This is a genomic window from Paraburkholderia sp. SECH4 (genome assembly GCF_030511745.1).
Taxonomy (GTDB): domain Bacteria; phylum Pseudomonadota; class Gammaproteobacteria; order Burkholderiales; family Burkholderiaceae; genus Paraburkholderia; species Paraburkholderia madseniana.
Genome location: NZ_JALOCP010000010.1, coordinates 1 through 23,365 on the forward strand (window position 1 = coordinate 1; position 23,365 = coordinate 23,365).

Annotated in this window: 23 protein-coding genes; 5 read left to right on the forward strand and 18 right to left on the reverse strand. The window is 63.4% G+C overall.

The features are described 5' to 3' along the window. Positions 1-343: 343 nt before the first annotated feature. The 3 genes from M0D67_RS15715 to M0D67_RS15725 all read right to left on the reverse strand — a co-directional run bounded on the left by M0D67_RS15715 (position 344) and on the right by M0D67_RS15725 (position 2,451). Positions 344-577 carry a 4-oxalocrotonate tautomerase gene (locus tag M0D67_RS15715; RefSeq protein WP_266239207.1) on the reverse strand — a complete coding sequence of 78 codons (234 nt, stop codon included), beginning with the start codon at positions 575-577 and terminating at the stop codon, positions 344-346. After that, positions 573-1,349: a class II aldolase/adducin family protein gene (locus M0D67_RS15720; RefSeq protein ID WP_266239146.1), complete on the reverse strand. Its 777-nt coding sequence runs from the start codon at positions 1,347-1,349 to the stop codon at positions 573-575. Before M0D67_RS15720 ends, M0D67_RS15715 begins: the two co-directional genes overlap by 5 nt. Positions 1,350-1,506: 157 nt before the next feature. After that, positions 1,507-2,451, reverse strand: a complete 945-nt coding sequence (locus M0D67_RS15725; protein ID WP_266239147.1) for an urea transporter — start codon at positions 2,449-2,451, stop codon at positions 1,507-1,509. 259 nt (positions 2,452-2,710) lie between these two features. Here M0D67_RS15725 and M0D67_RS15730 point away from each other — a divergent pair, with 259 nt between their 5' ends. Continuing rightward, positions 2,711-3,265 carry a putative glycolipid-binding domain-containing protein gene (locus M0D67_RS15730; RefSeq protein ID WP_200566008.1) on the forward strand — a complete coding sequence of 185 codons (555 nt, stop codon included), beginning with the start codon at positions 2,711-2,713 and terminating at the stop codon, positions 3,263-3,265. Here the strand turns inward: M0D67_RS15730 and M0D67_RS15735 are convergent. From M0D67_RS15735 to M0D67_RS15795, 13 genes are all read right to left on the reverse strand, one after another. Then, positions 3,240-4,208, reverse strand: a complete 969-nt coding sequence (locus M0D67_RS15735; protein WP_266239148.1) for an alpha/beta fold hydrolase — start codon at positions 4,206-4,208, stop codon at positions 3,240-3,242. The genes M0D67_RS15730 and M0D67_RS15735 overlap by 26 nt on opposite strands. Further along, positions 4,205-5,086 carry a metal-dependent hydrolase gene (locus tag M0D67_RS15740; protein ID WP_171929438.1) on the reverse strand — a complete coding sequence of 294 codons (882 nt, stop codon included), beginning with the start codon at positions 5,084-5,086 and terminating at the stop codon, positions 4,205-4,207. The genes M0D67_RS15735 and M0D67_RS15740 overlap by 4 nt, the downstream gene beginning before the upstream one ends. Positions 5,087-5,149: 63 nt before the next feature. Continuing rightward, on the reverse strand, positions 5,150-6,058 hold the full coding sequence (locus M0D67_RS15745) for an SDR family oxidoreductase (RefSeq protein WP_171929437.1): 909 nt from the start codon (positions 6,056-6,058) through the stop codon (positions 5,150-5,152). A gap of 64 nt (positions 6,059-6,122) precedes the next feature. Then, positions 6,123-7,739, reverse strand: a complete 1,617-nt coding sequence (locus tag M0D67_RS15750) for an NAD(P)/FAD-dependent oxidoreductase (RefSeq protein WP_154567527.1) — start codon at positions 7,737-7,739, stop codon at positions 6,123-6,125. 258 nt (positions 7,740-7,997) lie between these two features. Continuing rightward, on the reverse strand, positions 7,998-8,897 hold the full coding sequence (locus M0D67_RS15755) for a mechanosensitive ion channel family protein (RefSeq protein ID WP_266239149.1): 900 nt from the start codon (positions 8,895-8,897) through the stop codon (positions 7,998-8,000). A gap of 398 nt (positions 8,898-9,295) precedes the next feature. Continuing rightward, positions 9,296-10,297, reverse strand: a complete 1,002-nt coding sequence (locus tag M0D67_RS15760) for a sulfonate ABC transporter substrate-binding protein (protein ID WP_171929434.1) — start codon at positions 10,295-10,297, stop codon at positions 9,296-9,298. Between the two features lie 198 nt (positions 10,298-10,495). Next, positions 10,496-11,347 carry a MerR family transcriptional regulator gene (locus tag M0D67_RS15765; protein ID WP_266239150.1) on the reverse strand — a complete coding sequence of 284 codons (852 nt, stop codon included), beginning with the start codon at positions 11,345-11,347 and terminating at the stop codon, positions 10,496-10,498. A gap of 9 nt (positions 11,348-11,356) precedes the next feature. After that, positions 11,357-11,959: a GNAT family N-acetyltransferase gene (locus tag M0D67_RS15770; protein WP_266239151.1), complete on the reverse strand. Its 603-nt coding sequence runs from the start codon at positions 11,957-11,959 to the stop codon at positions 11,357-11,359. Between the two features lie 227 nt (positions 11,960-12,186). Further along, positions 12,187-12,480 carry a hypothetical protein gene (locus M0D67_RS15775; protein ID WP_171929464.1) on the reverse strand — a complete coding sequence of 98 codons (294 nt, stop codon included), beginning with the start codon at positions 12,478-12,480 and terminating at the stop codon, positions 12,187-12,189. Between the two features lie 55 nt (positions 12,481-12,535). Further along, positions 12,536-13,147, reverse strand: coding sequence for a peroxidase-related enzyme (locus tag M0D67_RS15780; RefSeq protein WP_154561587.1), 612 nt, complete (start codon positions 13,145-13,147; stop codon positions 12,536-12,538). Next, the gene (locus M0D67_RS15785; protein ID WP_154561585.1) at positions 13,144-13,695 is read right to left on the reverse strand and encodes a CMD domain protein; all 552 of its coding nucleotides are present in this window, start codon (positions 13,693-13,695) and stop codon (positions 13,144-13,146) included. The genes M0D67_RS15780 and M0D67_RS15785 overlap by 4 nt, the downstream gene beginning before the upstream one ends. Positions 13,696-13,710: 15 nt before the next feature. Next, positions 13,711-15,201 (reverse strand): NAD(P)-binding domain-containing protein, encoded by a 1,491-nt coding sequence (locus tag M0D67_RS15790; RefSeq protein WP_266239152.1) that lies wholly within the window; start codon positions 15,199-15,201, stop codon positions 13,711-13,713. Then, positions 15,198-16,184: a LysR family transcriptional regulator gene (locus M0D67_RS15795; RefSeq protein ID WP_266239153.1), complete on the reverse strand. Its 987-nt coding sequence runs from the start codon at positions 16,182-16,184 to the stop codon at positions 15,198-15,200. Before M0D67_RS15795 ends, M0D67_RS15790 begins: the two co-directional genes overlap by 4 nt. 350 nt (positions 16,185-16,534) lie before the next feature. Between M0D67_RS15795 and M0D67_RS15800 the strand changes: the two genes are divergently transcribed. The 4 genes from M0D67_RS15800 to M0D67_RS15815 are packed head-to-tail and all read left to right on the forward strand — an operon-like array spanning position 16,535 to position 21,214. Continuing rightward, positions 16,535-17,731: an ABC transporter substrate-binding protein gene (locus tag M0D67_RS15800; RefSeq protein WP_154561579.1), complete on the forward strand. Its 1,197-nt coding sequence runs from the start codon at positions 16,535-16,537 to the stop codon at positions 17,729-17,731. A gap of 47 nt (positions 17,732-17,778) precedes the next feature. Beyond that, the gene (locus tag M0D67_RS15805) at positions 17,779-19,602 is read left to right on the forward strand and encodes an ABC transporter permease (RefSeq protein ID WP_266239154.1); all 1,824 of its coding nucleotides are present in this window, start codon (positions 17,779-17,781) and stop codon (positions 19,600-19,602) included. Between the two features lie 10 nt (positions 19,603-19,612). Continuing rightward, complete coding sequence (locus M0D67_RS15810) at positions 19,613-20,455, forward strand: ABC transporter ATP-binding protein (protein WP_266239155.1); 843 nt, start codon at positions 19,613-19,615, stop codon at positions 20,453-20,455. A gap of 18 nt (positions 20,456-20,473) precedes the next feature. Continuing rightward, positions 20,474-21,214, forward strand: coding sequence for an ABC transporter ATP-binding protein (locus M0D67_RS15815; protein ID WP_097396882.1), 741 nt, complete (start codon positions 20,474-20,476; stop codon positions 21,212-21,214). Between the two features lie 158 nt (positions 21,215-21,372). On the opposite strand, the gene sapR is transcribed toward M0D67_RS15815, so the two are convergent. Both sapR and M0D67_RS15825 read right to left on the reverse strand, forming a co-directional pair. After that, positions 21,373-22,278, reverse strand: a complete 906-nt coding sequence (gene sapR, locus M0D67_RS15820) for a sap1 transcriptional regulator SapR (protein ID WP_154561574.1) — start codon at positions 22,276-22,278, stop codon at positions 21,373-21,375. Positions 22,279-22,391: 113 nt separating this feature from the next. Next, on the reverse strand, positions 22,392-23,279 hold the full coding sequence (locus M0D67_RS15825; protein WP_154561572.1) for a DMT family transporter: 888 nt from the start codon (positions 23,277-23,279) through the stop codon (positions 22,392-22,394). Positions 23,280-23,365: the final 86 nt, after the last annotated feature.

Here is a 23,365-nt window from a genome sequence, read left to right on the forward strand (position 1 = left end):
GCGCTTCGGGGTGTGGGTCCTACCCGCGCGCCGCCCTCGTCCCGCCGCCTTTGCGCGCCTGGCGGGGGACTCAGCCCCCGTTTATCTGTCCGGGGTGGGGGGGGGGGGTGGGCCCCCCCCCCCACGGCGACGCGTTTCAGATACGCGTCGCTCAGAAGTTCCTGCTGCGCGCGCAACGCGCGCAGCATTTTCTGCGGCGCACGGACTTCGGTTCAGTCTTGACGCGCCCCGTCTCGCGTTACCGCCCACCGATTGACCCAGTGCCGGCTTTTTCAGCTCAGGGGGCGCGAATCTGTTGTGACAATCGGACAGGATTAAGACGTTGGATGGCAAATACGGACAATTACGCGTCCGCTTCGGACCACAAACGCCCACCCGTTGCCCAGTTTTCGCGTTTGACGTCGGTGAGGATGATGTCCACTGAGTCCGGTTCGACGCCGAGCGATTCGCAAGTCGCTTTGGTAATGGCTTCGACGAACTGGCGTTTCTGTTCCACCGAGCGGCCTTCGAAGAGTTCGATATGAAACGTGGGCATTGCGTGACTCCGTGATGAGTGATGTTGAAAAGTGAATTTAATCGCGGTACGTGCGATCGAGCCGGTCGAGCTTGCGTAGCAAAGCAGGCCATTCCAGTGCGCCTTCGATCGCCCCGCCGTCGTACAGTTGGTCGGCAGTGCGAGCGGCTACGGCATCGCCCGGCACGACAAGCTCGCTGCCGCATGCTTGCGCCTGCAACTGGATTTCGCAGGCCTTGATCAGCGTCGCCATCAGTACATAGGCTTCGGCGACGGTGCGGCCGGCGGTCAACGTGCCGTGATTGCGCAACAGCATGGCTGGTTTGTCGGCGAGATGTGCGACGAGGCGTTCGCCTTCGGTCGGCGTGAAGGCGAGGCCTTCGTAATCGTGATACGCGAGGTGGCCGTAAAAACGCAGCGCATGTTGCGACGCCGGCAGCAAGCCGGCGGGTTGTGCGGAAACTGCCACGCCTGCCGTATTGTGCAAATGCATCACGCAGAAAGCATCGGCACGTGCCGCGTGCACAGCGGCGTGCAGCGCGAAGCCCGTGGCGTTGACCGGATGCTCGCTCGCGCCGACGATGTTGCCTTTGATATCGATCTTCACCAGGTTCGATGCGCACACTTCGTCGAACGCGAGGCCGAACGGGTTGATCAGGAAGTGGCCGGGTTCGCCGGGAACGCTGGCCGAGATATGCGTGTAGACCAGATCGTCCCAGCCGTTGAGCGCCGCGAGGCGATAGGCGGCGGCCAGGTCGACACGGGTCTGCTGTTCCGCTTCGGATCTTGGCCCCGCCTCGGTGACACGGCCGGTGGGCATGTGGGTGAACGACATGTCTGTCTCCTGAGATTGCATGATGGGCTGGGACGGTGGCCTAGGTCCAGGGGCTAAACCTGCGGCTTGGATCTGCGGTCTAAATCTGCACCCAAACCTGCGGCTCAAGCCCGCGGCCCATATCTGCGGTTTAAGCCTGTGGTCCAAACCCGCAGCGCTAACCCAGGCGCCTGACTGATGCCGGTGGCGTCACACGCCTTCCGGCTTCGGCGTGCTCCGGCGGTTCGGGCATCGCCGTACCGCGCGTAAAACGGCCAGTGAGCCACTGCATGCTCCACGTCGCGAGTACGAACGGCGCGGTCATGGCCGGCAACGCATAGTAAGCCGTCGCCATCTGCAGCACGACCGAAAGCACAACACCCCCAAGCGTCATCGCAATGCCGCAATCGGCCAGCGCGATCGCGGTCAGCGCGCCGTTGAATCCTAACAGGCCTGCGTCGAACGAGCTTGCACTCGCGCCGAGCAGGAGGTGCATGACGCTCGCGAAGCCCGCGCCGACCAGCGCCCACAGCGCGTGCCGTCTTGACGCAGCCGCAATGCCGATCCATACGAGCACACCTGGCAACGCGCCGGACGCAAAGCCGGTTTGCGCGAATCCGGCGAATAAGCCGCTGCTCAATTGCACCGCGCTGAGCGTGGGCTCAGTGGCGAGGCTCGCTTGCTGGGCGACACGAGTCACGAGCGGCAGCCAAAGCCACGTGACGATCAAACAGGGGCTCGAGAAATAGCCGAGACCACGCGCGCGCAACCAGCGCGACCACGGTTCCAGCAGCCATGCCGTGCCTGTCGCAGCCAGAATGGCCACGGCGGCGGCCGTCGCGTTTTCGGCGATGAAGCTGAACGCGGCGAGACCGGCCAGCGCGCCATTGAAGCCGTGCAGGCCCGCGCGAGTGTCGTGCTCGCGATAGCCGGCCAGCACCGCGCTCACGTTGGCCGCGATCGCGCCAATCAGCGCCGCGCAGGCGAGACGTGGATCGTATAGCAGCCACGCGCCCAGCAGGTACGCGCCGGTGAATGCGTTCGGTTGCAGCACGACCTGGCCAAAACTGCGCAGCAAGGTGCGCAAGGCGGCGGATTGTGCTTCGGTTGCGGCGGCGTGCATGGTTTGAGGGCGGCGGATTCGATGCGGCGCGACTTTGCCGCGGGCAGGTGAGGCGCGCAGCGGGTCAGGTTGAAAATAAACCGCGAGCATAGGCTACTGGCGCCGCGCCGGGCATCGCCGCCGTTGATAGTGGCTATTTGCGACACTTGCGCGCCAGAGAGCCGAAAGCCGAAAAACGATGCGTCGGCGAACCGAAAGCTTTCGCGCTACGATAGAAACCCGGCGCGTTTGCCGCGCCGTTCCACAAGGAGACAGGCTGATGCGTGAATTAAGGTGGGCATCGGAAGAGGGCGACGGCTTCGAACATCTGGCGTTCGACGCGCGCGCGGACGGCTTTGCAGTGGAAAGCGTCCTGGTCGGGCAGCGCTACGGCAAGGAATATGGCTTGCACTATAAGGTGCGCTGCGATGCGCAATGGCGCACCACATATGCGTGGCTGAAAATCGTCGGCGGCGCTGAGCTGGAATTGCACGGCGACGGAGCCGGCCATTGGCACGATGGTCATGGCCTCGTACTGAGCGCGATTGAAGGGTGCATCGATATCGATATCGCCGCCACGCCCTATACGAACACGTTGCCGATCCGCCGGTTGCAACTGGCCGAAGGCGAGCGTCAGCCGATTTCCGTGGCCTATATTTCGACGCCGGATTTACAGGTCACGCGTGCCGAGCAGGCGTATTCATGCATCGAGTTGAATCGCGTGTATCGCTATGAGGGCATCTTCCGCAATTTCACCGCCGACCTGACGGTGGATGAAGACGGCCTCGTGATCGACTATCCGACGCTGTTCACGCGTCTGCCGCGCGAGCGTTGACCGTCGAGGTGCCGGGGCCGCCGTTGTCTGCTGGCTGCTGCAACCGGTGCTGCTCGACAAAGCGCTCGATGCCTGCCGCGATACGCTCGGGTTCGCGCAATACGACCCAATGGCCGGCATCGATTTCAGTGCGGCTATACGGGCCGAGCCAGCCTTCGAGTCCAATGGAGAGTTCGGGCCCGACGTAGCGATCGCGCAGCGGCACGATGAATTGCACCGGCGCATGCGCATGGCGCGCACGCGGGCGCAGCAATTTGTCGATGAAATTGGCGCGATAAAGATTCAGGCCGTTGATCGCATTGCGCATCTGCGCAGGATCGCGTTCAGGGCGCACCCGTTCGGTCAGGCGCAGCCATAACGGCCACATGCGTGCGCCGCCGGCGCGCCATACCAACTCCGGCAGCAACGGCACGTGAAAGAAGAAGATGTACCAGGATCTGAGTGTTTGCCGAAGGCCGCTGCCGAACGGGCGCTTTGCTGCGTGATGTGCATCGGACTGTTCCGCACGATCGGCGCCGGCGCCGCGTAAGCCGAAAGACGCATGATCGAGGCACGGCCCGGAGATCGATGTGTACGACGCAACGCGGCCTTTGAAGACAGGATCAGTGACCGCTTCCCAGCTTTGAATCGAACCCCAGTCGTGGCCGACCAGGTGAAACGGCCGCGCGCCGCACGTTGCATCGGCGACGGCCGCGAGATCGGCGGCCAGTCGTTCGAGCCGGTAAGCCGCGCGCGACTCGGGTGCGTCGGATGCCCCGGCGCCGCGCACGTCATAACTGATGACGCGGTAGCGTGCGTCGAGTTGCGCGCGCACCGGTTCCCACACCGCCGCCGAATCCGGATAACCGTGCACCAGCACGATCGGCGGCGCGTCGCGCGGCCCACTCACATAGACCGCGAGCCGCACGTCGCCGGCCTCGACCGACAGCGTGTCGCGTATCACGCGGCCGCCTGCACGCCGCGTCGCGCGGCCTTGCGTGCGCTTGGCGTGGTCGCGTTGGTGGCGTCGACCGCGGCGATGAGCCCGTCGATGCGCGACAGTTGCGCGCGATTGTCGTGATCCCACGGATGGAAGCCCGGCCGGAAAAAGCTCAGCCATTCACCGGCAATACGCGGAAACACGCCATGACGCGGGCCGTACAGATACTTCACGACGCGCCACATGCCGCGGATATGGCCGGCGCGTTTGCGATCGGCGATTAGCAGGCGCACGTGGAAGTCGAACACGATCAGCCAGAAGGTCAGCGTAGTGGCGAGCATCGTGCCGGTGCGCAGCAGATAGCGTCCGAGGCCGGGCTTCAGTACCGCATTCCACACGTCGTACGAAACCGATTTGTGTTCGGTTTCTTCGAGCGCATGCCACGTCCACATCTGCGTATAGCCTTCGACCGAACCACCGATACGCGATGCGTCCTCCAGCAGCAGGCCCGCCAGCATCGCCGTGTAATGCTCGAGGCAGACCGTGACCGCGAGTTGATACGAATGCGGCAGGATCTTGCGGCCAAAGTTGAGAATCGCCCACAGGCGTTTGTCGAGCTTATGCGCGGGCAAACCCGCTTCCTGCAACAGATCGTTGTATTCGATGTGCTCGCGCGTATGCATCGCCTCCTGGCCGATGAAGCCGAGTACCTGCTTCTTCAGCACGGGGTCGTCGATCTGGTCGCGGTAGTTGCGCACGCTGTCCATGAAGAAACGTTCGCCGGCAGGGAATAGCAGCGAAAGCGCATTGAAGAAGTGTGTCACATGCGAGCCCTGCACGTGCCAATCGGAGGCACGTTCGGGCGGCAAGTTGAAGCGGAGGTCGCGGCGAACCGGCATCATGACCATTCTCCTTGTAATCCTTTATGTCCTGTTGATCGTGCTCGTCGTGTGGCGGGCAACGCATTACGCACGCCGGCCGTCCACCTGCGCGGCGCGGCGTGCGCGCTTTTCCGCAATGCGTTTCATGCGGCGCGTCTGCATCACGACCAGCGCCTGATAGGCGGCCGGCAACGTACGCGCCAGCCAGTCGGCGGCGCGCGCATCGCGGCCGATCAGTACGCGCCGCTTGTTCTTGCGCACGCCGTCGAGAATTACGCGTGCGGCTTCGTCGGCGGTGGTAATGAAAAACTTCTCGAAGTCGTCCTTGCCTTGCTGTTCGTTTTCCAGCATGAAGCCGACCATGTTCGACGAGATCCGGCTCGACTGCGCGATGCTCGTGCGAATGCCGCCCGGATGCACGCAGGTGGCCGACACACCGCACTTCATCAGATCGAGTTCCTGGCGCAATGCTTCGGTAAAGCCGCGCACGGCGAACTTGGTCGCGTTGTAGCCGCTCATGCCGGGCTGCGAGAAGAGGCCAAACACACTCGATGTATTGACGATGTGTCCCGCACCGGATGCCTTGATATACGGCAGAAACGCCTTCGTGCCGTGCACCACGCCCCAGAAATTGATGCCGACGATCCACTCCAGGTCGGCGTACTCCATGCCTTCGATGGTGCTCGACAATGCCACGCCCGCGTTGTTGAACACGAGGTTCACGCGCTGATGTTGTGCGGCCGTTTCGGCGGCCCATTCGAACATCGCGGCACGGTCCGACACGTCGAGCACACGCGTGGTGATGCGCAGCGGCGAACCGACGATATGTGGCGCGGCAGCCTGAGCGAGTTGCGCGGTTTCGGCGAGGCTCGCGGCATTGCGATCGGCGAGCGCGAGGTGGCAGCCTTCGCGCGCCAGCCGGATCGCGAGCGAACGGCCCATGCCCGAGCCTGCGCCGGTGATCGCGGCTACTCTGTCGGTGAAGTTCTTCATTGGCTTATCTCCTGTCCTCTCTGAACGGTGCCTTGTCGTTATGTTTATTCGGGTCGTGCTTTTATCAGGTTGCTTCCGCGGATGTCGTGGGTGCCCTGGTGGCCACATTCCCGTGTGCATGCACAGGCTGTTGTTGCGAACTCCCATGTCCACTCAGCGCTTGCGCCGCGGGCGAATACGCGAGGTAATCGTCCATGCTGAAGGTGCTGGTCGCCTGGCGGAATTTGTAGGCGAATCCTGGCCACAGCGTGGTGTTCTTGCCGGTCTTCGGATCGAGATACCAGCTCTTGCAGCCGCCCGTCGACCAGATCGCGCGGCCGAGTTTCTGCTGGATCTGTTCGTTATAGGCACGCTCGACATGCGGACGCACTTCGATCGCATCGGCGCGTTCCGCGTTCATCGTCTTCAGCGCTCGCAGCACGTACTCGACCTGCGACTCGATCATGAACACCATCGAGTTGTGACCGAGGCCGGTGTTCGGTCCGACGATCATGAAGAAGTTCGGATAACCAGGCAGTGTCGTACCGAGATACGCATGCGCGCCATCGCGCCACGTATCGACGATATCGACGCCGCCACGGCCACGCACCACGCCCGCCGGAAACGGATCGGCCACCTGAAAGCCGGTGCCGAAGATCAGGCAATCGGCCGGATGACGTGCACCGTCGGACGTGATCACCGCATCTTCTTCGACGCGGGCGATGCCGGTGGTCGTCACCGACACGTTCTGGCGAGACAGCGCCGGGAAGTAGTCGTTCGAGATCAGGATGCGCTTGCAGCCCATCGTGTAGTTCGGTGTGAGCGTGGCGCGCAATTGTGGATCGGGCACCTGGCGACGCAGATGCCGCTCCGCGACTTTCTGCGCGGTCTTCATCAGCGAAGGATGAATCGCGAAGCCGAAGGCGCGCGATTCGAGCATGCAGTAGAGCGCCGAGCGCATGATCTTCTGCGTGAACGGCAGATGCTTGAACAACCACTGTTCAAACGGTTTCACCGCGCGGTCGGCCTTGGGCATGATCCACGGCGGCGTGCGCTGGAACAGGTTCAGATGCGAGACGCGCGGCGCGATCTGCGGCACGAACTGGATCGCGCTCGCACCGGTGCCGATCACGGCGACGCGTTTGCCTTCGAGCGGATAGGTGTGGTCCCAGTGCTGCGAGTGGAACGCTTTACCCTTGAATTTCTCGATGCCGGGAATGTTCGGCAGGGCCGCGCGCGATAGTCCGCCCATGCCCGAGATCAGCACTCGCGCCGACCATTGCTGGCCGTTCGCGAACGTCAGTTGCCAGCGGTGGCGGGTTTCGTCGTAGATCGCGGAGGCCAGTTCATGGCCGAAGCGCAGATGACGCTGGATGCCGAAGCGTTGCGTGCATTCTTCCAGATATGCGCGAATTTCCGGCTGACGCGCGAACATGCGGGTCCAGCGCGGATTCGGGGCGAAGGAGAACGAATAGACGTGAGATTGCACGTCGCAGGCACAACCGGGGTAGTGGTTGTCGCGCCAGGTGCCGCCGACCGACTCGGCCTTTTCGGCGATGATGAAATCAGTCATGCCGGCTTGCCGCAGGCGAATCGCCATGCCGAGACCCGCAAAGCCGGAGCCAATGATGGCGATATCGGTATCGACGGGCGCGGATGCGTTGGGCGCCGCGTCGTCGGGGGGCATCATGCGTGCGTTCATCCGATCCGTCTCCTTGTTGTTTGCTCTTAACTGTTACATTGGTTGATGTAACAATAGAGGCTGTCAACGGATGACGCAAGCAGCGGGTTAGACGGGGAACTCTATGACGTGGAGAAGGTTGTGGCACAAGACCCAGGCGGGCACGGCGCTGGCCGGAGCGGGCTTCGAGACTGATGCGGGAGGCTGGGTCGTTCCGTTATGTGAAAAATTCCGGGCGGATTCGCTTTGGAAACCCGCCCGGCTTGCAGCTTTGACGCGTTATTGCATCGCAGTCTGCGGCGCGGCAGTTGCGCGAGTCGCTGCAGACTCGTCCGGGTCGTTGTTTTGCACGATATGCAGTTCACGTGTGCGAACCGGCAAGCCGCATTGCGCGTCGTTGAGCGTTTGACGGACCTGGCGAGCGAGGTCCCAGCGTATGTCCCAGAACGCGTCGATGGTGGCCCACACGCGGATGTTCAGGACCACGGTGCTGTCGTCGAAACGGGCCACCATCACTTGCGGCACGGGCTTGGGCAGCACGCGCGGGTCGGCAATGGCGAGATTGCGCAGTGCGGCCAGCGCCTGGTCGACGTCGTCACGCACCGAGATTTCCACTTCCAGGTCGAGGCGGCGAGTCGGATTGCGGTTGTAATTGCGGATTGAATTGCTCCAAAGCGCGCTGTTCGGCACGTATTCGCAAATGCCGTCGGATTTCGTGAGACGCGTCGTGAACAGGCTGATTTCTTCGACGGTGCCCGCGACGGTGCCCGTGCCCGCCTCAATCGAATCGCCCACCTTGAACGGCCGCAGCAGCAACAGCATGATGCCGGCCGCGATGTTTTGCATCGTGCCCTGCAGCGCGAGACCGATAGCGAGGCCGGCGGCGCCGAGCACGGCGACAATGCTCGCCGTCTGGATACCCAGTTGCGACAGCGCGCCAATGATCGAGACGACGCGAATGCTCCACAGGCAGGTGTCGCAGATGACCGGACGCAGCGTGGCGTCCATGCGCGATTGGCTCGCGAGCAGCCGGTTGAGCGAGCGTGCGACGCGGCGGGCGACCCACCAGCCCACCACTAAGATCAATGCGGCGGCGCACAGGTGCATCGAGATCGTGGTGAGTGCGTCCCAAAGGAAGGCCCACCGGTTGGAGTGGATCCCAGCGAGTAGATTCTGCATGGCCTTGACGGTCCTGATTTATTAAGCGGCGGCGAGTTGTTCGCCGCGTGGTTCATTAAAGCGTGAATACCGCGCCTCCGCGTAACGCGAGCGACGAACAGGTATCCGGAAAATGACGCGCTTGAAGCGTGCGGAGAAGGGACCGCTTCGCAACATGAAAGTTCTACCGGTGCAACCTTTTTGACAGATTGAGTTTCCGGATGCGAAGGGCGGGCAGCGTCGCGAAAGGACGTGGGGGGAGCGTGTCGTTATGACCCCGTCATCGATTGAATGACGGGGGCCAGTGAAACGTGGCGTCGAGCTGAGAAATTATTCATCGAGCTGACCTGGTGTCATGGCTCGATTTGATATGGATGGCGAAGTAACCGGTCATGCTGTGTTATTCGAGCCGCCGACGTCTATTTCCCCGCAAGACTGGCTGCAATCTCGCGGTTCTGCCAGACGTTGTCCTTCACCGTGATTTTCTGCGGAATCAGATGCGCGCCGTAGAACGCATCTGCGACGACCTGCTGCGAGCGCACGATCTCGTCGGTCACGGCGGTGGTGCCGTACGGATAGCGGCGCACCCAGGTTTCGACCAGCTTCTGATCGAGACCGACCTTCGGCGCGATCAGCGCGGCAGTTTCCACCGGATGGTCATTCACCCATAGGCCTGTGGTGCGCAACTGCCCAAGAATCGCTCCGATCACATCCGGATGCTGCTGCGCGAAGTCGCGCGTGGCCTCATAGAAGTTATAGGGGCTGTTGAGCTCCGAATAATCGACCAGCGTGCGCGCCTTCAGCGCCTGCTGTGCGGACGCGTAGTAAGGGTCCCAGATTGCCCATGCATCGACGGTGCCGCTTTCGAAGGCGGCGCGCGCATCGGCGGGTGCCAGATAGACCGGGCGAACGTCTTCGTAACGCAGGCCGGCTTTTTTCAGCGCTTCGAGCAGCAGATAGTTCGCGCTCGAACCCTTCTGCAGCGCGACGCGCTTGCCCTTCAATTCCGCCACGCTATGCAGCGCGGAATCGCTTCGGACCAGAATCGCTTCGGCATGACGCCCTGACGGCTCCGCGCCGACATACACGAAGCGCACGCCACCGGCCTGTGCGAACACGGGTGGCGGCGCGCCGGTGTAGCCGAAGTCGACGCTGTTAGCGTTCAGCGCTTCGAGCAGTTGCGGGCCGGCCGGAAATTCGAACCATTTGATGCTGTAGCCGAGCGGCTTGAGCTTTTCGTCGAGTGAGCCTTGCGCCTTGAGGATCGCGAGCAAGCCCGACTTTTGATAGCCGATGCGCAGCACGTTGGCCGGCTCGCTGCCGTTGCCATTGCTGCTGCTCTGCGCGGTCGCGCTGAATGTGGTGAGCGCCGCCAGCAACGCGGCGGCGACGTGTAGCGAAATACGGGTATGACGGGACATGCTGCGAATCTCCATTGCGTTCGATTAGTCGAAGATCGTCGCATGGACGTCCCGCCGATCAAACGAAGCAATGCAGATTTGAATATGACGCGCGCGAACGGCCGGGGCACGAAAGCGCCTGCTTGCGCGCGGAATGGGAACGCGCTTGCCGCGCACGTGAGCAGCACCGCTAGCGGGAGCAAATGGCCGCGTGTAACGCTATTTCCTGGATTTATCTTTCTTTGCCGCTGTGCCTTCGGGCGCGTGTCCCAGCTTCTTTTCCATGATCGCCGCGACACGGTCGCCGAGATAATCGCCGGAGGCTTCTTCCAGTGCGCGGTTCATTTCGCTTTCCACCAGCACCATGGCCAGCGGTCGCACACGCCAGATCGCGTCGACCAGGGCGGGCACATCGGCGGGCGGCGGCAGGGCGTCGGCGTCATAGCGATCAAGTTGACGGACCACCAGATCGACCAGCGCCTTGGCGACCGCATTGAAATGCGGTCTGGCGATACCCACGGCGTCGAGCAGGTCGGCGAGCGGAATGCCTTCCTTGGCCATGGTCGCGCCGGCGGCCAGCGCCGTCGGGCTGCCGGACACGAAGGAGAGGCCGTCGCGCTCCAGCAAGCCCAGATCGACCGCTTTGCCGAGGGCGCTCGGCGAGGCTTTGTCGCCGAACATTTGCAGCAGTTCGAGCAGCGAGTATTTTTTCGGCCGTTCGCGCGACCAGCGGCTGCCGATCGCGGTTTCGAGGCCGAGGATCGAACGCAGATCGTGGCCTTCGTCGACGGCCATGATCAGATCCTGGATGTTCGCGAGCGTGTAGCCGCGCGTGAGCAGATGGTTGATCAGCTTCAGACGCGAGACATGCGTATCGTCATACACGCCGACCCGGCCGCGTTTTTCCGGCGGCTCGAGCAGGCCGCGGTCCTGATAGGCGCGCACGTTGCGCACGGTGGTGTCGGACACGCGCGCGAGTTCGTCGACCGTGTATTCGTTGCGCGGCGTGGCGCTTGCCGGAACGCTCGGGGCGTCGGGCGAGGGCGGAATGGGGGGCGGCGTTTTGGGCATGGGGGGATTTTAACGCGCCACGTCGTCCGGCACGGTCGAATCGCCTACGCCCAACGTCCGCTGCATCAGCGTGGTGTCGAGCCACCGGCCGTGCTTGAAGCCGACCGCCTTCAACGTGCCGGTCAATTCGAAGCCCAACTGCGCATGCAGAGACAGCGAACCGCCGCTGCCGCCGTCGGCGATCACGGCGACCATCTGGCGCCACGGTCCGGTTTCGCAGCGTTCGATCAGCGCCTGCAAAAGCACGCGTCCCAGGCCTCGCCCACGATAGGCGTCGCCGACGTAGATCGAATCTTCGATCGTGTTGCGATAGGCGGCGCGCGGCCGGTACGGCGTCGCGTAACAATAACCGGCGACTTCGCCGTCGATCTCGGCCACCATATACGGCAGCCCGTGACTGCGCACCGACGCGAGCCGTGTACGCAGGTCGTCCACGGACGGCGGAATTTCTTCGAACGAAGCGACGCCGGTCAGTACATGGTGCGCGTAGATCGCCTGGATCGCGGGCAGATCGGCTTCGGTGGCATCGCGGATCAAGGGCGCGGTGGACAGCGGCGTGGCAGTGGAGTCGGCTGAATGGGGCGAGGAGGGCGCGGGGCGGGTGGTGCTCATACGTGGTCCTGTCGTGGCCGGTGGGTCTGAGGATACGTTTCACTATGCCCGCCGCGGGCGAGAATTTGAAGCGAGTCAAAAATCGCCGCGATTTATAGGCAGTATCCGCGGATGCATAGGTGACCGGTGCGAGCGAGGTACGGCACGTAGCGCCCGGCCACGCGGCTGCGCCGGGCGCTACGGATTTTCGTCGCAAAGACGCGTGCGCGCGGCATGCGTTTCGCCGATCAGCTATGCGAGTACGTGTCCGGCTGCGTCACATGCCCGCGATGATGTCGGTGATGCTTCGCCTTGTGCTTCGGCTTGGCCTTGGCCGGAGCCTGTTCCGCGGGTTGCGGTTGCGGCTGGGCCTGCATCGGTTGCGGCTGTTGGGCCTGCGTGCCAGGTGCGGGTGCCGGATGGGCATTGCCGGACGGCAGCGAGGTCTGGCCTTCGCCGAAGCGAAAGGTTTGCGAGGTTTGCGCGTACGCGGTGGCGGACAGCGTCAGGGCGGCAACCGCCACGCAAATCGAAAACTTCATGAATCCATCCTCCTTCTGAACGAGCCCGTGAGGATACCGCAATGCGGCCGGTGGCCTATTCGGCATGCGGAAACACCGGTTCTCCAAGCGTGAGCATCAGCCGGTTGGCCCACGCGAAGATCGCGATAGCGTGAGTCAGGTCGAGAATCTCCGCGTGCGTCAGGCCATTTGCTTCGAGCCGCTTGATGGCGTCGGCGTCGACGCCTTCAGGGTGGTCAGTCAGTTCGATTGCGTACCGGATGATCGCGCGCTCGCGCTCGGTGGTGCCTGCGCTCGACGGGTCTTCAAAAACCTGTTCGATCGCATCGGTCCGCCTCGCGAGTTGGCCGAATCGTTGTGCATGCACCGAAGCGCAATACACGCAGCCGTTCACGCGCGACACGACGGTGCTGGCGAGTTCACGCTCGGCGCGCGGCAGGCCGCCTGGCGCATACATGATCGCGTTGAAGACCCCCGAGCGCTGCCGCAGAATTTCCGCCTGTTGGACCAGCAGCAGATAGTAGTCGGAGGTCCTGGCGTGCGGATGGCTCTCTTCGAGCACGGCGATCTGCTCCAGTGTGGCGCCGGCGAGGCTGACCGTGTCGAGCCATGCGCGCCAGCCGAGGGTATCGAAGGTGAAGCCGTTGAGCGGATCAACCGGCAATGCACTGGTGTTCGCCTGACTCATGCGGCCTCCTGTGCGGCGCGCAATGCCTTCAGGCCCGCTACCACGCGCAATTGATAAGTGACGAACGCAATTAGCTGCGATAAAGCGACAATGCCGCGTGTCGTGATGCCGGCCTGCTGCAGCGTTTGCAGATGCTCGGGGCGTGCTTCGACTGGCTTGATCGTCAGCAGCTTGACGTGCGAGAGGATCGCGATCAGGCGAGCGTCGGTGGTGGTGTCGAGTGTGCCCGCTTCGATTGCATCGAGCGTGGTCGGCTGTGCGCCAGTGGCGATGAGCTTCGCCGTGTAGGCATCGGCGAGGTCGTCGGCCAGCGAGAGGCGCGCGGCATACCACGCGGCAAACAAACGTTCCTGCAGCGACAGGTCGGGCAACGCCGGATCGAACAACGCGTCTTCGCTGCGTTGCGTGTGCAGCGCGACTTTGTCGCGGGCATGGCGGATCGCGGCGAGCGGGCTGCCGGCTTGCAGGCCGGCGAGGGCGTCGATGGTATCGATGGTGTCAGCGCCTGAGGGCGCGGCGGGTTGAGTCGGTGACGCGAGGTCGGTCATGTCTGTTCCGGCTGGTTAATCGGTGTTTTCAGCGGCGTTTTCAGCGGTGTTCTCTGCTTGCAGGCGAGCGCGTGAAGTGTCGGACGATGCATCCGCGTCGGTCCATTCGTCCCCTCGAAGCTCAGCCGTGTCGAAGGCGAGCAGCGCCTGGTAGTGCCGCTCGCGATCCGCGTCGAACAGGCGGCTTGCGATGCCGCGCGCCAGACGCTGCGCGCCATCGCTGATCGCGGGGATGTCGCCGGAGAGTTTGCCGTGACTGAGACTCGCTGCATGATTGAAGCAATGGATCTGCGTCAGCGCGGCGCACGTACCGGACTCGCGCTCCTGAAACGCGAACGCAGCGCCGAGATCCGGCGATTCGGCCAGTTCGTACGAAGGCAGTGACGGGTCCGCTTGATAACGATCTTTCCAGCGCCGTACAAAGTGGGCGAACGGCGCGAATTCGGCGCGCGTGGCGATATCCGAATGAAAGCCGGTCGCGAAGATCAGAAAGTCGACCACGTAGCGGCCTTTCGGCGTCGTTACCGCGAGCGCGCCGTCGAGTTCATTGAGCGCAACAAGCGGGCTGCCGACGTGAAAGCGTGCGCCCGCATGGCGCGAAACCTGCAGCACGCTGTCTCTTGGCGGCGGTGTTTGCTCAGCCTGTGCGTAATGCAGGAAACGCCATTTGGATGTGTCGTCAAGATCGGCGAAACCGTGCACAAGCCCCGGACTGCCGATGCCCGTCAGCTTGTTCACGCGCGGAATATCGTCACGGCGGATGAACAGATCGACGGCGGCCGCACCCGCTTCGAGCGCGGTCGCGGCATTGTCGAAGGCGGACGCACCCGCGCCGACGACACCGACGCGCTTGCCGGCCAACGCAGCGAAATCGATCACATCCGCGGAGTGTGCCCAGTAGCGGCGTGCAACCGTATTGGCGATAGCCGGTACGGATGGGCCGCCCAAACCGTCGCGTCCGGTGGCAAGCACGACATGTCGCGCAAACACCGTGCGTTGCCCACTCGCATCAGCGAGATCGAGTTCAAGCAGGCCGTCGTCGCGCGGACGCAGTGAGGTCAACGTGGTGTCGTTTTGCACCGGAAGATCGAGCACCTCGCGGTACCAGCGCAAATAATCCATCCACTGTATCCGCGGAATCTTGTAGAGCGCATCCCACGCGGCGCTGCCGAATTGCGCTTCGTACCACGCGCGAAACGTGAGGGCCGGCATGCGCAGGGCGGGCCCCGTGAGTTGCTTGGGCGAGCGCAGCGTTTCCATCCGCGCGAACGATACCCATGGACCTTCGCGTCCTGATGGCGCGCGGTCGAACACCTGCAGATTGTCGATGCCGAGCCAACGCAGTTCCGCCGCCGCGGTGAGACCCGCCATGCCGCCGCCGATCACGGCGACATCGAGTACGCGTTCAGCACCGGCGAAACGTGGCGCGACCCATGAGGGCGCGGGCAATTCCAGCCAGCGCAGATCTTCACGCAAGCGGGCTTCGAGTGCGGCAAGGCGATTCATGCTGTGTGTTCCGGGTGTTTGGTGCGCGCACGGGAGACGCGCGTTTCGCGCTGTAGCAGTGCATCGTGTTGCTGGGCGGGATGCAGCACCACGCCTTCGAGCAGCTCGCGGGTCGCATGTTCGATAGATTGCAGTAATGCGTCGACGGCGGCGCGGCGCGGTTTGCCTGCCGGCGTCACGACGCCGAAGAAGAACGGAATCGCGCAGTCGAGCGGCCGCGCCGTCACGCCTTCGATCGACAGGCCGAGTCCGGTGGCGGGATCCACGATTGCGACACCGGCGCCCGCGCGAGCGGCCATCACAGCGTTCAACGATGCATTGGTTTCGAGAAACACGTTGGCGGAAATGCGCGCAGCCGCGAACGCCGCGTCGATCCGATGCCGCAGCCGAAACCGGTTCGCCACGGTGACGATGCGCCGGTCGGCCAGATCGCGCAGCGCGATGTGCGGCTGCGTGGCGAGCGGGTCGCCACTCTGCACAAGCGCCACGCAGGGTGCTTCTGCGATCCAGTGGATGTCGAGCCCCGCATGCCCAATCGGCAGCGTCACCAGACCGATATCCGCGGTACGGGTCAGGACTTCATGCACAACGTGTTCCGCCGACAAACTGCGTAACTGGAATTGCGGCGTGTGGCCGAGCGGCGGCAACGAGGCGATGGCGGGCGGCACGATCGAGGCCGCCATCGCGGGCGTGGCCGCCACGCGCAGCGGTTCCGCTTCGCCGAGACCGATGGCGCGCGCGCGTTGCTCGATGGTCCTCAGCCCGATCAGCGAACGCTCGACTTCTTCGTAAAGCAGAAACGCGCGATGCGTCGGCGTCACACGCGGACCGTTGCGATTGAACAGCGCATAGCCGAGATCCGCCTCGAGTTCCTGAATCTGACGCGTGACGGCCGGCTGCGAGCGTTCGAGCAAGCGTCCCGCACCGGTGATGCTGCCGGCGGACATAACCGCCGAAAATGCTTCGAGTTGATGCAGCTCCATGACTCGCCCTGGCAATTCGGTCTGCGCATTGTAGGGTCGTCTGAATGCGGGATTTATATAATCAATTCCGATATCGACAGCCGAAAAAATGCGAAGCGGATTGGTGGGCGAGTGCGCGGCGCCGCAGATTTCGTTCGATACGGCGCGTGTCGGGAGAGAGAAAAATCAATTGCGTCAATGAGATGTCTTGGCGTGTCTGCGCATGAGTGTGAACGCGGGCTCGTCACGTTGCCGTGAGCAAGCGGAGGCATCCTCTCCGACGTGATAACCATATTCCCAAAACTTCGTTGGTTCGCTGGAATTCACCGTGGTTACATGGCCCCACTTTGAAGCTGACAGGCGGGGCAAACATGAAACACGTATCCAAATCGTCGCGAACCAGTTGGTCACGCTGGCTGAAAACGCTGCCGGTGCTCGCCGCAGTGGTGGGCATTGCAGCGACCTCGGCGGCCCATGCAGGCGCCGCAACGGGCGACCCGTATCTCATCGGCGTGAGCGGACCGCTGACCGGACAGGACGCGCAATACGGCACGCAGTGGAAGCGCGGCTTCGATCTCGCGCTGGAGCAGATCAACAGCCAGGGCGGCATCAAGGGCCGCCCGCTTGCCTACGACTTCGAGGACAGCCGTGGCGATCCGCGCCAGGCCGTGTCGATCGCGCAGAAGTTCGTCGGCGATCCGCGCATTCTGCTGGAACTGGGGGATCTGTCGAGCACGACTTCGATGGCGGCCTCGCCGATTTATCAGCGCGGACAACTCGTGCAATTCGGCTTCACCAACTCGCACCCCGACTTCACCAGGGGTGGCGACTACATGTGGAGCACGGCACTGAGTCAGGCCGAAGAGCAGCCGCTGCTCGCGCACTACGCGACGAAAGAACTCGGCTTCAAGCGCATTGCCGTGCTCTATCTGAATACCGACTGGGGCCGCACCAGCAAGGACATTTTCGCGAAAGCCGCCGCGCAGGATGGCGCACAGGTGGTCGCGGCGGAAGGCTATCAGCCGACCGAAAAGGATTTTCGCGCGACGCTGGTGCGCGTGAACGAAGCGAAGCCCGATTCGCTCGTGCTGATCTCGTACTACGCGGATGGCGCGCAGATCGTGCGCCAGGCGCGTTCGTCGGGTTTGACGCAACCGATCGCGGCTGTGGGCTCGGTCTATTCGCCGAAGTTTCTCGAACTGGGCGGCGAGGCCGTGAACGGCGTATTCACGGAATCGAATTTTTTCCCCGGCGACAAGCGGCCTGAAGTGCAGGACTTCGTGCAGCGTTATCGCGCGAAGTACAACGGCGAGCCCGATACCTTCGCCGCGCGCGCTTACGACGCGATGATCGTCTCGGCGGAAGTCATGCGCCGCTACGGCGTGACCCGTCAGGCGGTGCACGACGGCCTGAAGCAGATCAAGGACGTGCCGAGCCTGATCTTCGGCAAGGTGCAGTTCGACCCGCAGACGCGCCGCGTGGCCGGTGCGCGCAGCGTGTACCTGGTCGTCAAGGACAATCAGTTCACGCAATGGGACGGTTCTAAGCCGCTGGTCGCTTCGAAATAACGCCTGGGCAACGCTCACGTGTCTGCTTCTCACCGGATCTGAATGCTATGGCTTCATGGCTCGACTACACGATCAACGGACTGATCGTCGGCAATATCTATGCATTGCTGGCGGTCGGTCTTGCGTTGATCTTCGGCGTGTCGCATCTGATCAACTTTGCGCACGGCTCGGTGTACATGATCGGCAGCTTCATCGGCTGGCTGTGTCTGACGCGGCTTGGGTTGCCATTGCCGCTGGCCTTGCTGGCGGTGGTGGTCGGCTGCGGGCTGCTGGGCATCGCGATCGAGCGCGTCGGTTTGCGGCCGCTGCAGGGTGCGGCGCGCATCGCCCCGTTGCTCGCGACGATCGGTATCAGCTTCGTGCTCGATCAGTGCGCGCAGTTGCTGTTCGGCGCCGATCCGCGGCCGGTGCCTAGCACGCTGCCCGATTGGCACTTCCGTCTTGGCGGCGCAACGATCGGTTCGCTGGATCTGCTGATCGCCGGCATCGGCGTGACGGCGGCTGCTGTGCTCTATGTGTTCCTGCGGTTTACGCGTTTGGGGTGGGCCGTACGCGCCACCGCGCAGGACCGGGACGCGGCGCAGCAGATGGGTGTCAACGTCAACGGCGTCAATCAGGCGGTGTTTGCGATCGCGTGCGCGCTCGGCGGCGTGAGCGGCTTGCTGGTCGGCATGTACTACAACAGCATCGATCCGGCGATGGGCTTCCAGGCCACGCTCAAGGGCGTAGTGGCGTTGCTGATCGGCGGTCTGGGCAACGTGCCGGGCGCGATTGTCGGCAGCCTGCTGCTGGGTCTGGTCGAGAGTTACGGCGTGGCGATCTTCGGCACCAGTTACCGCGATCTGTTTGCATTCGTTTTGCTGTTGCCGTTTCTGGTGTGGCGTCCCAATGGACTCTTTAGCGGCAGCCGCCGTTTGCCACCCGAGCCGATGACGGGCACGTTCCTGTCCGCCGGCAAAGCGGTGATAGTGCCGCGCACCGTGGTGATTGCGCTGGCACTGGCTGCGGTTGCGCTGCCGTTCGTTGCCAGTTCGTCCTATCTCCTGCAAACACTCACCAATGCCTGGCTGTACGGAATGTTGGCGTTGAGTCTGACGCTGGTGGCGGGTACGGTTGGACAGATTTCGCTAGGCCATGCTGCGTTGCTGGTGATCGGCGCGTACGCGTCCGCGTTGCTGTCGACGAATCTCGGCTGGTCGCCGGTCGTGACGATCTTTTGCGCTGGTCTGATCACCGCCGCGCTGGGCACGCTGCTGGTCTATCCGGCGTTCCGGCTGCGCGGCCACTACGTGTCGATTGCGACGCTCGGCATCGGCGAAGTGGTGAGCCTCGTGATCCTCAACTGGGACAGTCTGACGCGCGGCCCGCTCGGCATCGCGGGCATTGCGCCGTTGTCGGTGTTCGGCTGGACGCCCGATAGCGCTCGCGCGATCTACTGGTTTGCGCTGGGCGTGCTGATCGTGCTGGCGCTTTTGCAAACGCGGCTGTTGAGCTCGCATCTGGGTCGGACGCTGCGTGCGATTCGCGAAGACGAGGTCGCCGCGCGCTCGCACGGTATTCGCCCGAACCGCTACAAGGCGATCGCGTTTGCGTTCGGTGGGCTGGCTGCCGGGATCAGCGGCGGGATCGCGGCGCATCTGTATAGCTACATCAACAATCAGACTTTCGATTCGCAAGTATCCATCCTCGCCTTGACGATGGTGATTCTCGGTGGCCTCGGCAACGTGCTGGGCGGCATCGTCGGCGCGGTCGCGCTGATTGGCTTGCCGGAGATTTTCCGCTGGGCCGCCGACTATCGGATGCTGATCTACGGCCTGGTGTTGCTGCTGCTGGTGCGGTTCAGGCCACAGGGTTTGCTGGGAACGGTCTGACGGAGCGCACATGACACAGACTCTTCTCGACGTGCGCGGCGTGACACGGCGCTTCGGCGGACTGACCGCGGTGAACGGCGTCGATCTTTCGATTTCGGAGGGCGAACTCGTCAGCGTGATCGGGCCGAACGGCGCGGGCAAGTCGACGCTGTTCAATCTGATCACCGGGCTCGATACGCCGGACGCAGGCAGCGTGCAATTCGACGGCCGCGACATCACCGGCGTGCGGCCGGAAAAGCTCGCCGCGCTCGGACTTGCGCGCACGTTTCAGCATGGCCGCGTGTTCGGCAATCTGAGCGTGCTCGACAACGTGTTGATCGGTGCGCATGCACGTTTGCGCGCTACCCGCACGGGTTGGCCGATTGTCGGCGCCATCGCCGAAGTCGCGCGCGCACTGATCGGACCCGCTTCGATCCGGCGTGAAGACGCGGCGTTGCGCGACGAAATGCGCGAGATCATCGCGGGGTTTGGCGAGCGCCTCGCGCCGCGTATCGATCATCCGGCGCATAGCCTGTCGTATGCGAACCGGCGACGTGTCGAGATCGCCCGCGCGCTCGCCTTGCATCCGCGCATCCTGCTGCTCGACGAGCCGACGGCCGGCATGAACGAGTCCGAAACTGCCGAAATGCTGGTGCTGATCCAGCAACTGAAAGCGCGCGGACTGACCATTCTGCTGATCGAACACAAGCTCGACATGGTGATGCGCTTATCGGATCGCGTGATTGTGCTCGACAACGGCGGGAAAATCGCCGAAGGGCTGCCGCGCGACGTGCGCAACGATCCGCGTGTGATCGAAGCGTATCTGGGCCATCGCAATGTGGGCGGTGCGGCGGCTGTGCGCGTCGCGGCCTGAACTTCTGGAACATCGACGATGAGCGACGCTCTACTGAAACTCGAACACATCGAGACGTTTTACGGTCCCGTACAGGTGCATTTCGACGTCAATTTTCAAGTGCGGCGCGGGCAGATCGTGAGTTTGCTTGGCGGCAACGCGAGCGGCAAATCGACCACCATGAAGCTGATTCTCGGTCTGCACAAGCCGCGCTCCGGCAGCGTGACGTTCGAAGGTGAGGCGATCACAGGACTCAGCACGCCGCAGATCGTGCGGCGCGGTGTTGGGTCCGTACCCGAGGCGCGGCGGCTGTTCGGCGACATGACGGTGCGTGAGAATCTGCTGATGGGCGCATACACACGGCGCGACCGTGTAGCCATCGACGAAGACTATGAGCGCGTGCTGGGCCTTTTCCCGCGCGTGAAAGAGCGCCTGGCGCAAAAGGCCGGCACGCTCTCGGGTGGCGAACAGCAGATGCTGGCCATGGCGCGCGCGCTGATGAGCCGGCCGAAATTGATTTGCATGGACGAACCCACGATGGGTTTGTCGCCGCTCTACGTCGATAAAGTGCTGGAACTGATCGACACGATCAACCAGCAAGGCGTGACGTTCTTCATGGTCGAGCAGAACGCCAGCCTCGCGCTGGAGATCGCGCATTACGGCTATGTGTTGCAGACCGGCCGTGTCGTGCTCGAGGGCACTGCTGAGTCCCTACTCGGTGACGAGCGGATACGTGACGCGTATCTCGGCGGGGAAGCCGCGGCGACGACCGCGTCCTGATGTGATCAACGCACGGCGTCAAGCGCAACGGGCGGTTTGTGCGGTTGTCGATTCGATCACCTGCGCACTGCGCCGCGTAGCAACATGCGCTTGCCATGCTTGACACTCGGGCTCCGATGAGCCGACCGTCAATCCTGTGGCTTATCGCCAAAGCGGCTTCAAAGGTCGAACTGGTCGAATTCGCTCTGCAGTTCGCGGTTACGTGCAACGCGCTCGTCGATGCCCGGCCCGAGCCGTTCGACAATCGCCGAAATCAGCAGATTGAACAGACATGTGAGCGGCGCCAGCGAGTCCCAGAACTGACCGACATCGGTCTTCACCTGCAAAAGATCGCCGTCGAATTCGCGCGCCCACGGACAGTAAATATCGGTGACGAGCGCGAAGGGCAGCCCACGGCGCGTGGCCGCCTCGCAATAGCGGCGCGCGATCATCGAATAGGCGCGTGTATCGGTGACGATCAGATACGGTGACTTGAACTCGGAGTTCAGCGAATCGACATAGGAGCCCGACATGCCGTCCGAATAGAACACGCGCGGACGGATGTACTCCAGGTAGCTGTAGAACGCGTTGCTGATGCCGCGCGTGGACTGAATGCCGAGGATATAGACGGCGTCAGCGTTCGAGATGCGTTCGGCCACGCGGGCAAACACCGGCGATTGCGCAAGCTGGTAGACATGCTGGATCGCGCCGATTTCGAGTTCGAGCGAGTGGGCGAGAGCGGGGTTGGCAGCGGGGTTGCCAGCATCGGGCTCACTTGCGGCCGGTGTGGCTTCGTCGTGCTGGCCGGAGGCGCGGCGAAATGCGTCGAGCCGGTCGGTGATCAGCCACGGGCGCTCCTGCGCGCCGCGCAGCTCGCGCTTCAGATCATCCAGGTTCTGGTAGCCGATGCTGCGCAAGAACCGGCCCACGGAGATACCGCTGGTGCCGGCTTGCTGGGCGATCTGATCGGCGTTTTCAAGGCCGAGCCGGTCGAGATTCGCCAGCATGTAACTGGCGACGCGCTTGGAAGTGGGCGTGAGTTCGGCAAAGCGGGCTTCGACGGTTTGTGCAAATGCGGTCGGCATCGTAGTCGCGGCGCGAGTGGTGGATCGATTATCGAGATGATGACATATTCATCCGACAGTCGACCTGGCGCGGTCCCGAAAATCAGGGAACGCACGCGCGGGCGAGACACCGTTCAGACTGCCGGCCGCACCGGTGCGCTTCGCGAGAAGTGCCGCGCGCCCGCCACACACGCGACTACCACGACGGTCACCAGGATCATCGCGGGCGGCACCTGTTCGTGCAGCAGCAAACCGGCGAGCAACAGCCCGAAGAACGGCTGCAGCAATTGCAGTTGCCCGACCCCCGCGATACCGCCTAACGCCAGTCCGCGATACCAGAAGACGAAGCCGATCAGCATGCTGAAAAGCGACACGTACGCGAGCCCCCACAGCGCCGCATGGCTCACACCTTCAAACGATGCAGGCCGCGCCCACCAGGCGAGCGGCAGCATCACCGGCAGCGACAGCACCAGCGCCCACGAAATCACCTGCCAGCCGCCGAGATGGCGCGACAGCCGCGCGCCTTCGGCATAACCCAGGCCGCAGGCGACGATCGCCGCCAGCATCAGCGCATCGCCGAGTGGCGACGCGTCGAGGCCGTGGCGCAAGGCGAACGCGACCACCGCGCCGCTGCCGAGCGCCGAGAACAGCCAGAACGCCGGCTGCGGGCGCTCGCCGCCGCGCAGCACGCCGAAGATCGCGGTGGACAGCGGGAGGAGCCCGACGAACACCACGGCGTGCGCGGCGCTCACGTGGCGCAGCGCGAGGGCAGTCAGGAGCGGAAAGCCAACCACTACGCCCAGCGCGACGATCACCAGCGGGACGAGGTCGCGCCTTGCGGGCCGAGCCTGGCGAAACACGAGCAGAAGCAACAGCCCCAACGTGCCAGCGATGGTCGCGCGGGCCATCGTCAGAAACACCGGATCGAAGCCTTGTACGGCGATGCGGGTGGCGGGTAGCGAGCCGCTGAAAATCAACACGCCTACCATGCCGCTCACCCAGCCGTTCGTTGTTTTGTCCATCGAAAGAGTCCATGCGCATTGAAAACAGAACTCATAGCATCCGCTTTCGGGCTGTAAAGGGTAAGCTACGGATCAGTACAATTCGT

Excerpts from the sequence above, each read along its gene's own strand:
- M0D67_RS15720 (WP_266239146.1), bottom strand. The coding sequence starts at position 1,349 with ATGTCGTTCACCCACATGCCCACCGGCCGTGTCACCGAGGCGGGGCCA.
- M0D67_RS15725 (WP_266239147.1), bottom strand. The coding sequence starts at position 2,451 with ATGCACGCCGCCGCAACCGAAGCACAATCCGCCGCCTTGCGCACCTTG.
- M0D67_RS15730 (WP_200566008.1), top strand. The coding sequence starts at position 2,711 with ATGCGTGAATTAAGGTGGGCATCGGAAGAGGGCGACGGCTTCGAACAT.
- M0D67_RS15740 (WP_171929438.1), bottom strand. The coding sequence starts at position 5,086 with ATGATGCCGGTTCGCCGCGACCTCCGCTTCAACTTGCCGCCCGAACGT.
- M0D67_RS15745 (WP_171929437.1), bottom strand. The coding sequence starts at position 6,058 with ATGAAGAACTTCACCGACAGAGTAGCCGCGATCACCGGCGCAGGCTCG.
- M0D67_RS15750 (WP_154567527.1), bottom strand. The coding sequence starts at position 7,739 with ATGAACGCACGCATGATGCCCCCCGACGACGCGGCGCCCAACGCATCC.
- M0D67_RS15755 (WP_266239149.1), bottom strand. The coding sequence starts at position 8,897 with ATGCAGAATCTACTCGCTGGGATCCACTCCAACCGGTGGGCCTTCCTT.
- M0D67_RS15760 (WP_171929434.1), bottom strand. The coding sequence starts at position 10,297 with ATGTCCCGTCATACCCGTATTTCGCTACACGTCGCCGCCGCGTTGCTG.
- M0D67_RS15765 (WP_266239150.1), bottom strand. The coding sequence starts at position 11,347 with ATGCCCAAAACGCCGCCCCCCATTCCGCCCTCGCCCGACGCCCCGAGC.
- M0D67_RS15770 (WP_266239151.1), bottom strand. The coding sequence starts at position 11,959 with ATGAGCACCACCCGCCCCGCGCCCTCCTCGCCCCATTCAGCCGACTCC.
- M0D67_RS15775 (WP_171929464.1), bottom strand. The coding sequence starts at position 12,480 with ATGAAGTTTTCGATTTGCGTGGCGGTTGCCGCCCTGACGCTGTCCGCC.
- M0D67_RS15780 (WP_154561587.1), bottom strand. The coding sequence starts at position 13,147 with ATGAGTCAGGCGAACACCAGTGCATTGCCGGTTGATCCGCTCAACGGC.
- M0D67_RS15785 (WP_154561585.1), bottom strand. The coding sequence starts at position 13,695 with ATGACCGACCTCGCGTCACCGACTCAACCCGCCGCGCCCTCAGGCGCT.
- M0D67_RS15790 (WP_266239152.1), bottom strand. The coding sequence starts at position 15,201 with ATGAATCGCCTTGCCGCACTCGAAGCCCGCTTGCGTGAAGATCTGCGC.
- M0D67_RS15795 (WP_266239153.1), bottom strand. The coding sequence starts at position 16,184 with ATGGAGCTGCATCAACTCGAAGCATTTTCGGCGGTTATGTCCGCCGGC.
- M0D67_RS15800 (WP_154561579.1), top strand. The coding sequence starts at position 16,535 with ATGAAACACGTATCCAAATCGTCGCGAACCAGTTGGTCACGCTGGCTG.
- M0D67_RS15805 (WP_266239154.1), top strand. The coding sequence starts at position 17,779 with ATGGCTTCATGGCTCGACTACACGATCAACGGACTGATCGTCGGCAAT.
- M0D67_RS15810 (WP_266239155.1), top strand. The coding sequence starts at position 19,613 with ATGACACAGACTCTTCTCGACGTGCGCGGCGTGACACGGCGCTTCGGC.
- M0D67_RS15815 (WP_097396882.1), top strand. The coding sequence starts at position 20,474 with ATGAGCGACGCTCTACTGAAACTCGAACACATCGAGACGTTTTACGGT.
- sapR (WP_154561574.1), bottom strand. The coding sequence starts at position 22,278 with ATGCCGACCGCATTTGCACAAACCGTCGAAGCCCGCTTTGCCGAACTC.
- M0D67_RS15825 (WP_154561572.1), bottom strand. The coding sequence starts at position 23,279 with ATGGACAAAACAACGAACGGCTGGGTGAGCGGCATGGTAGGCGTGTTG.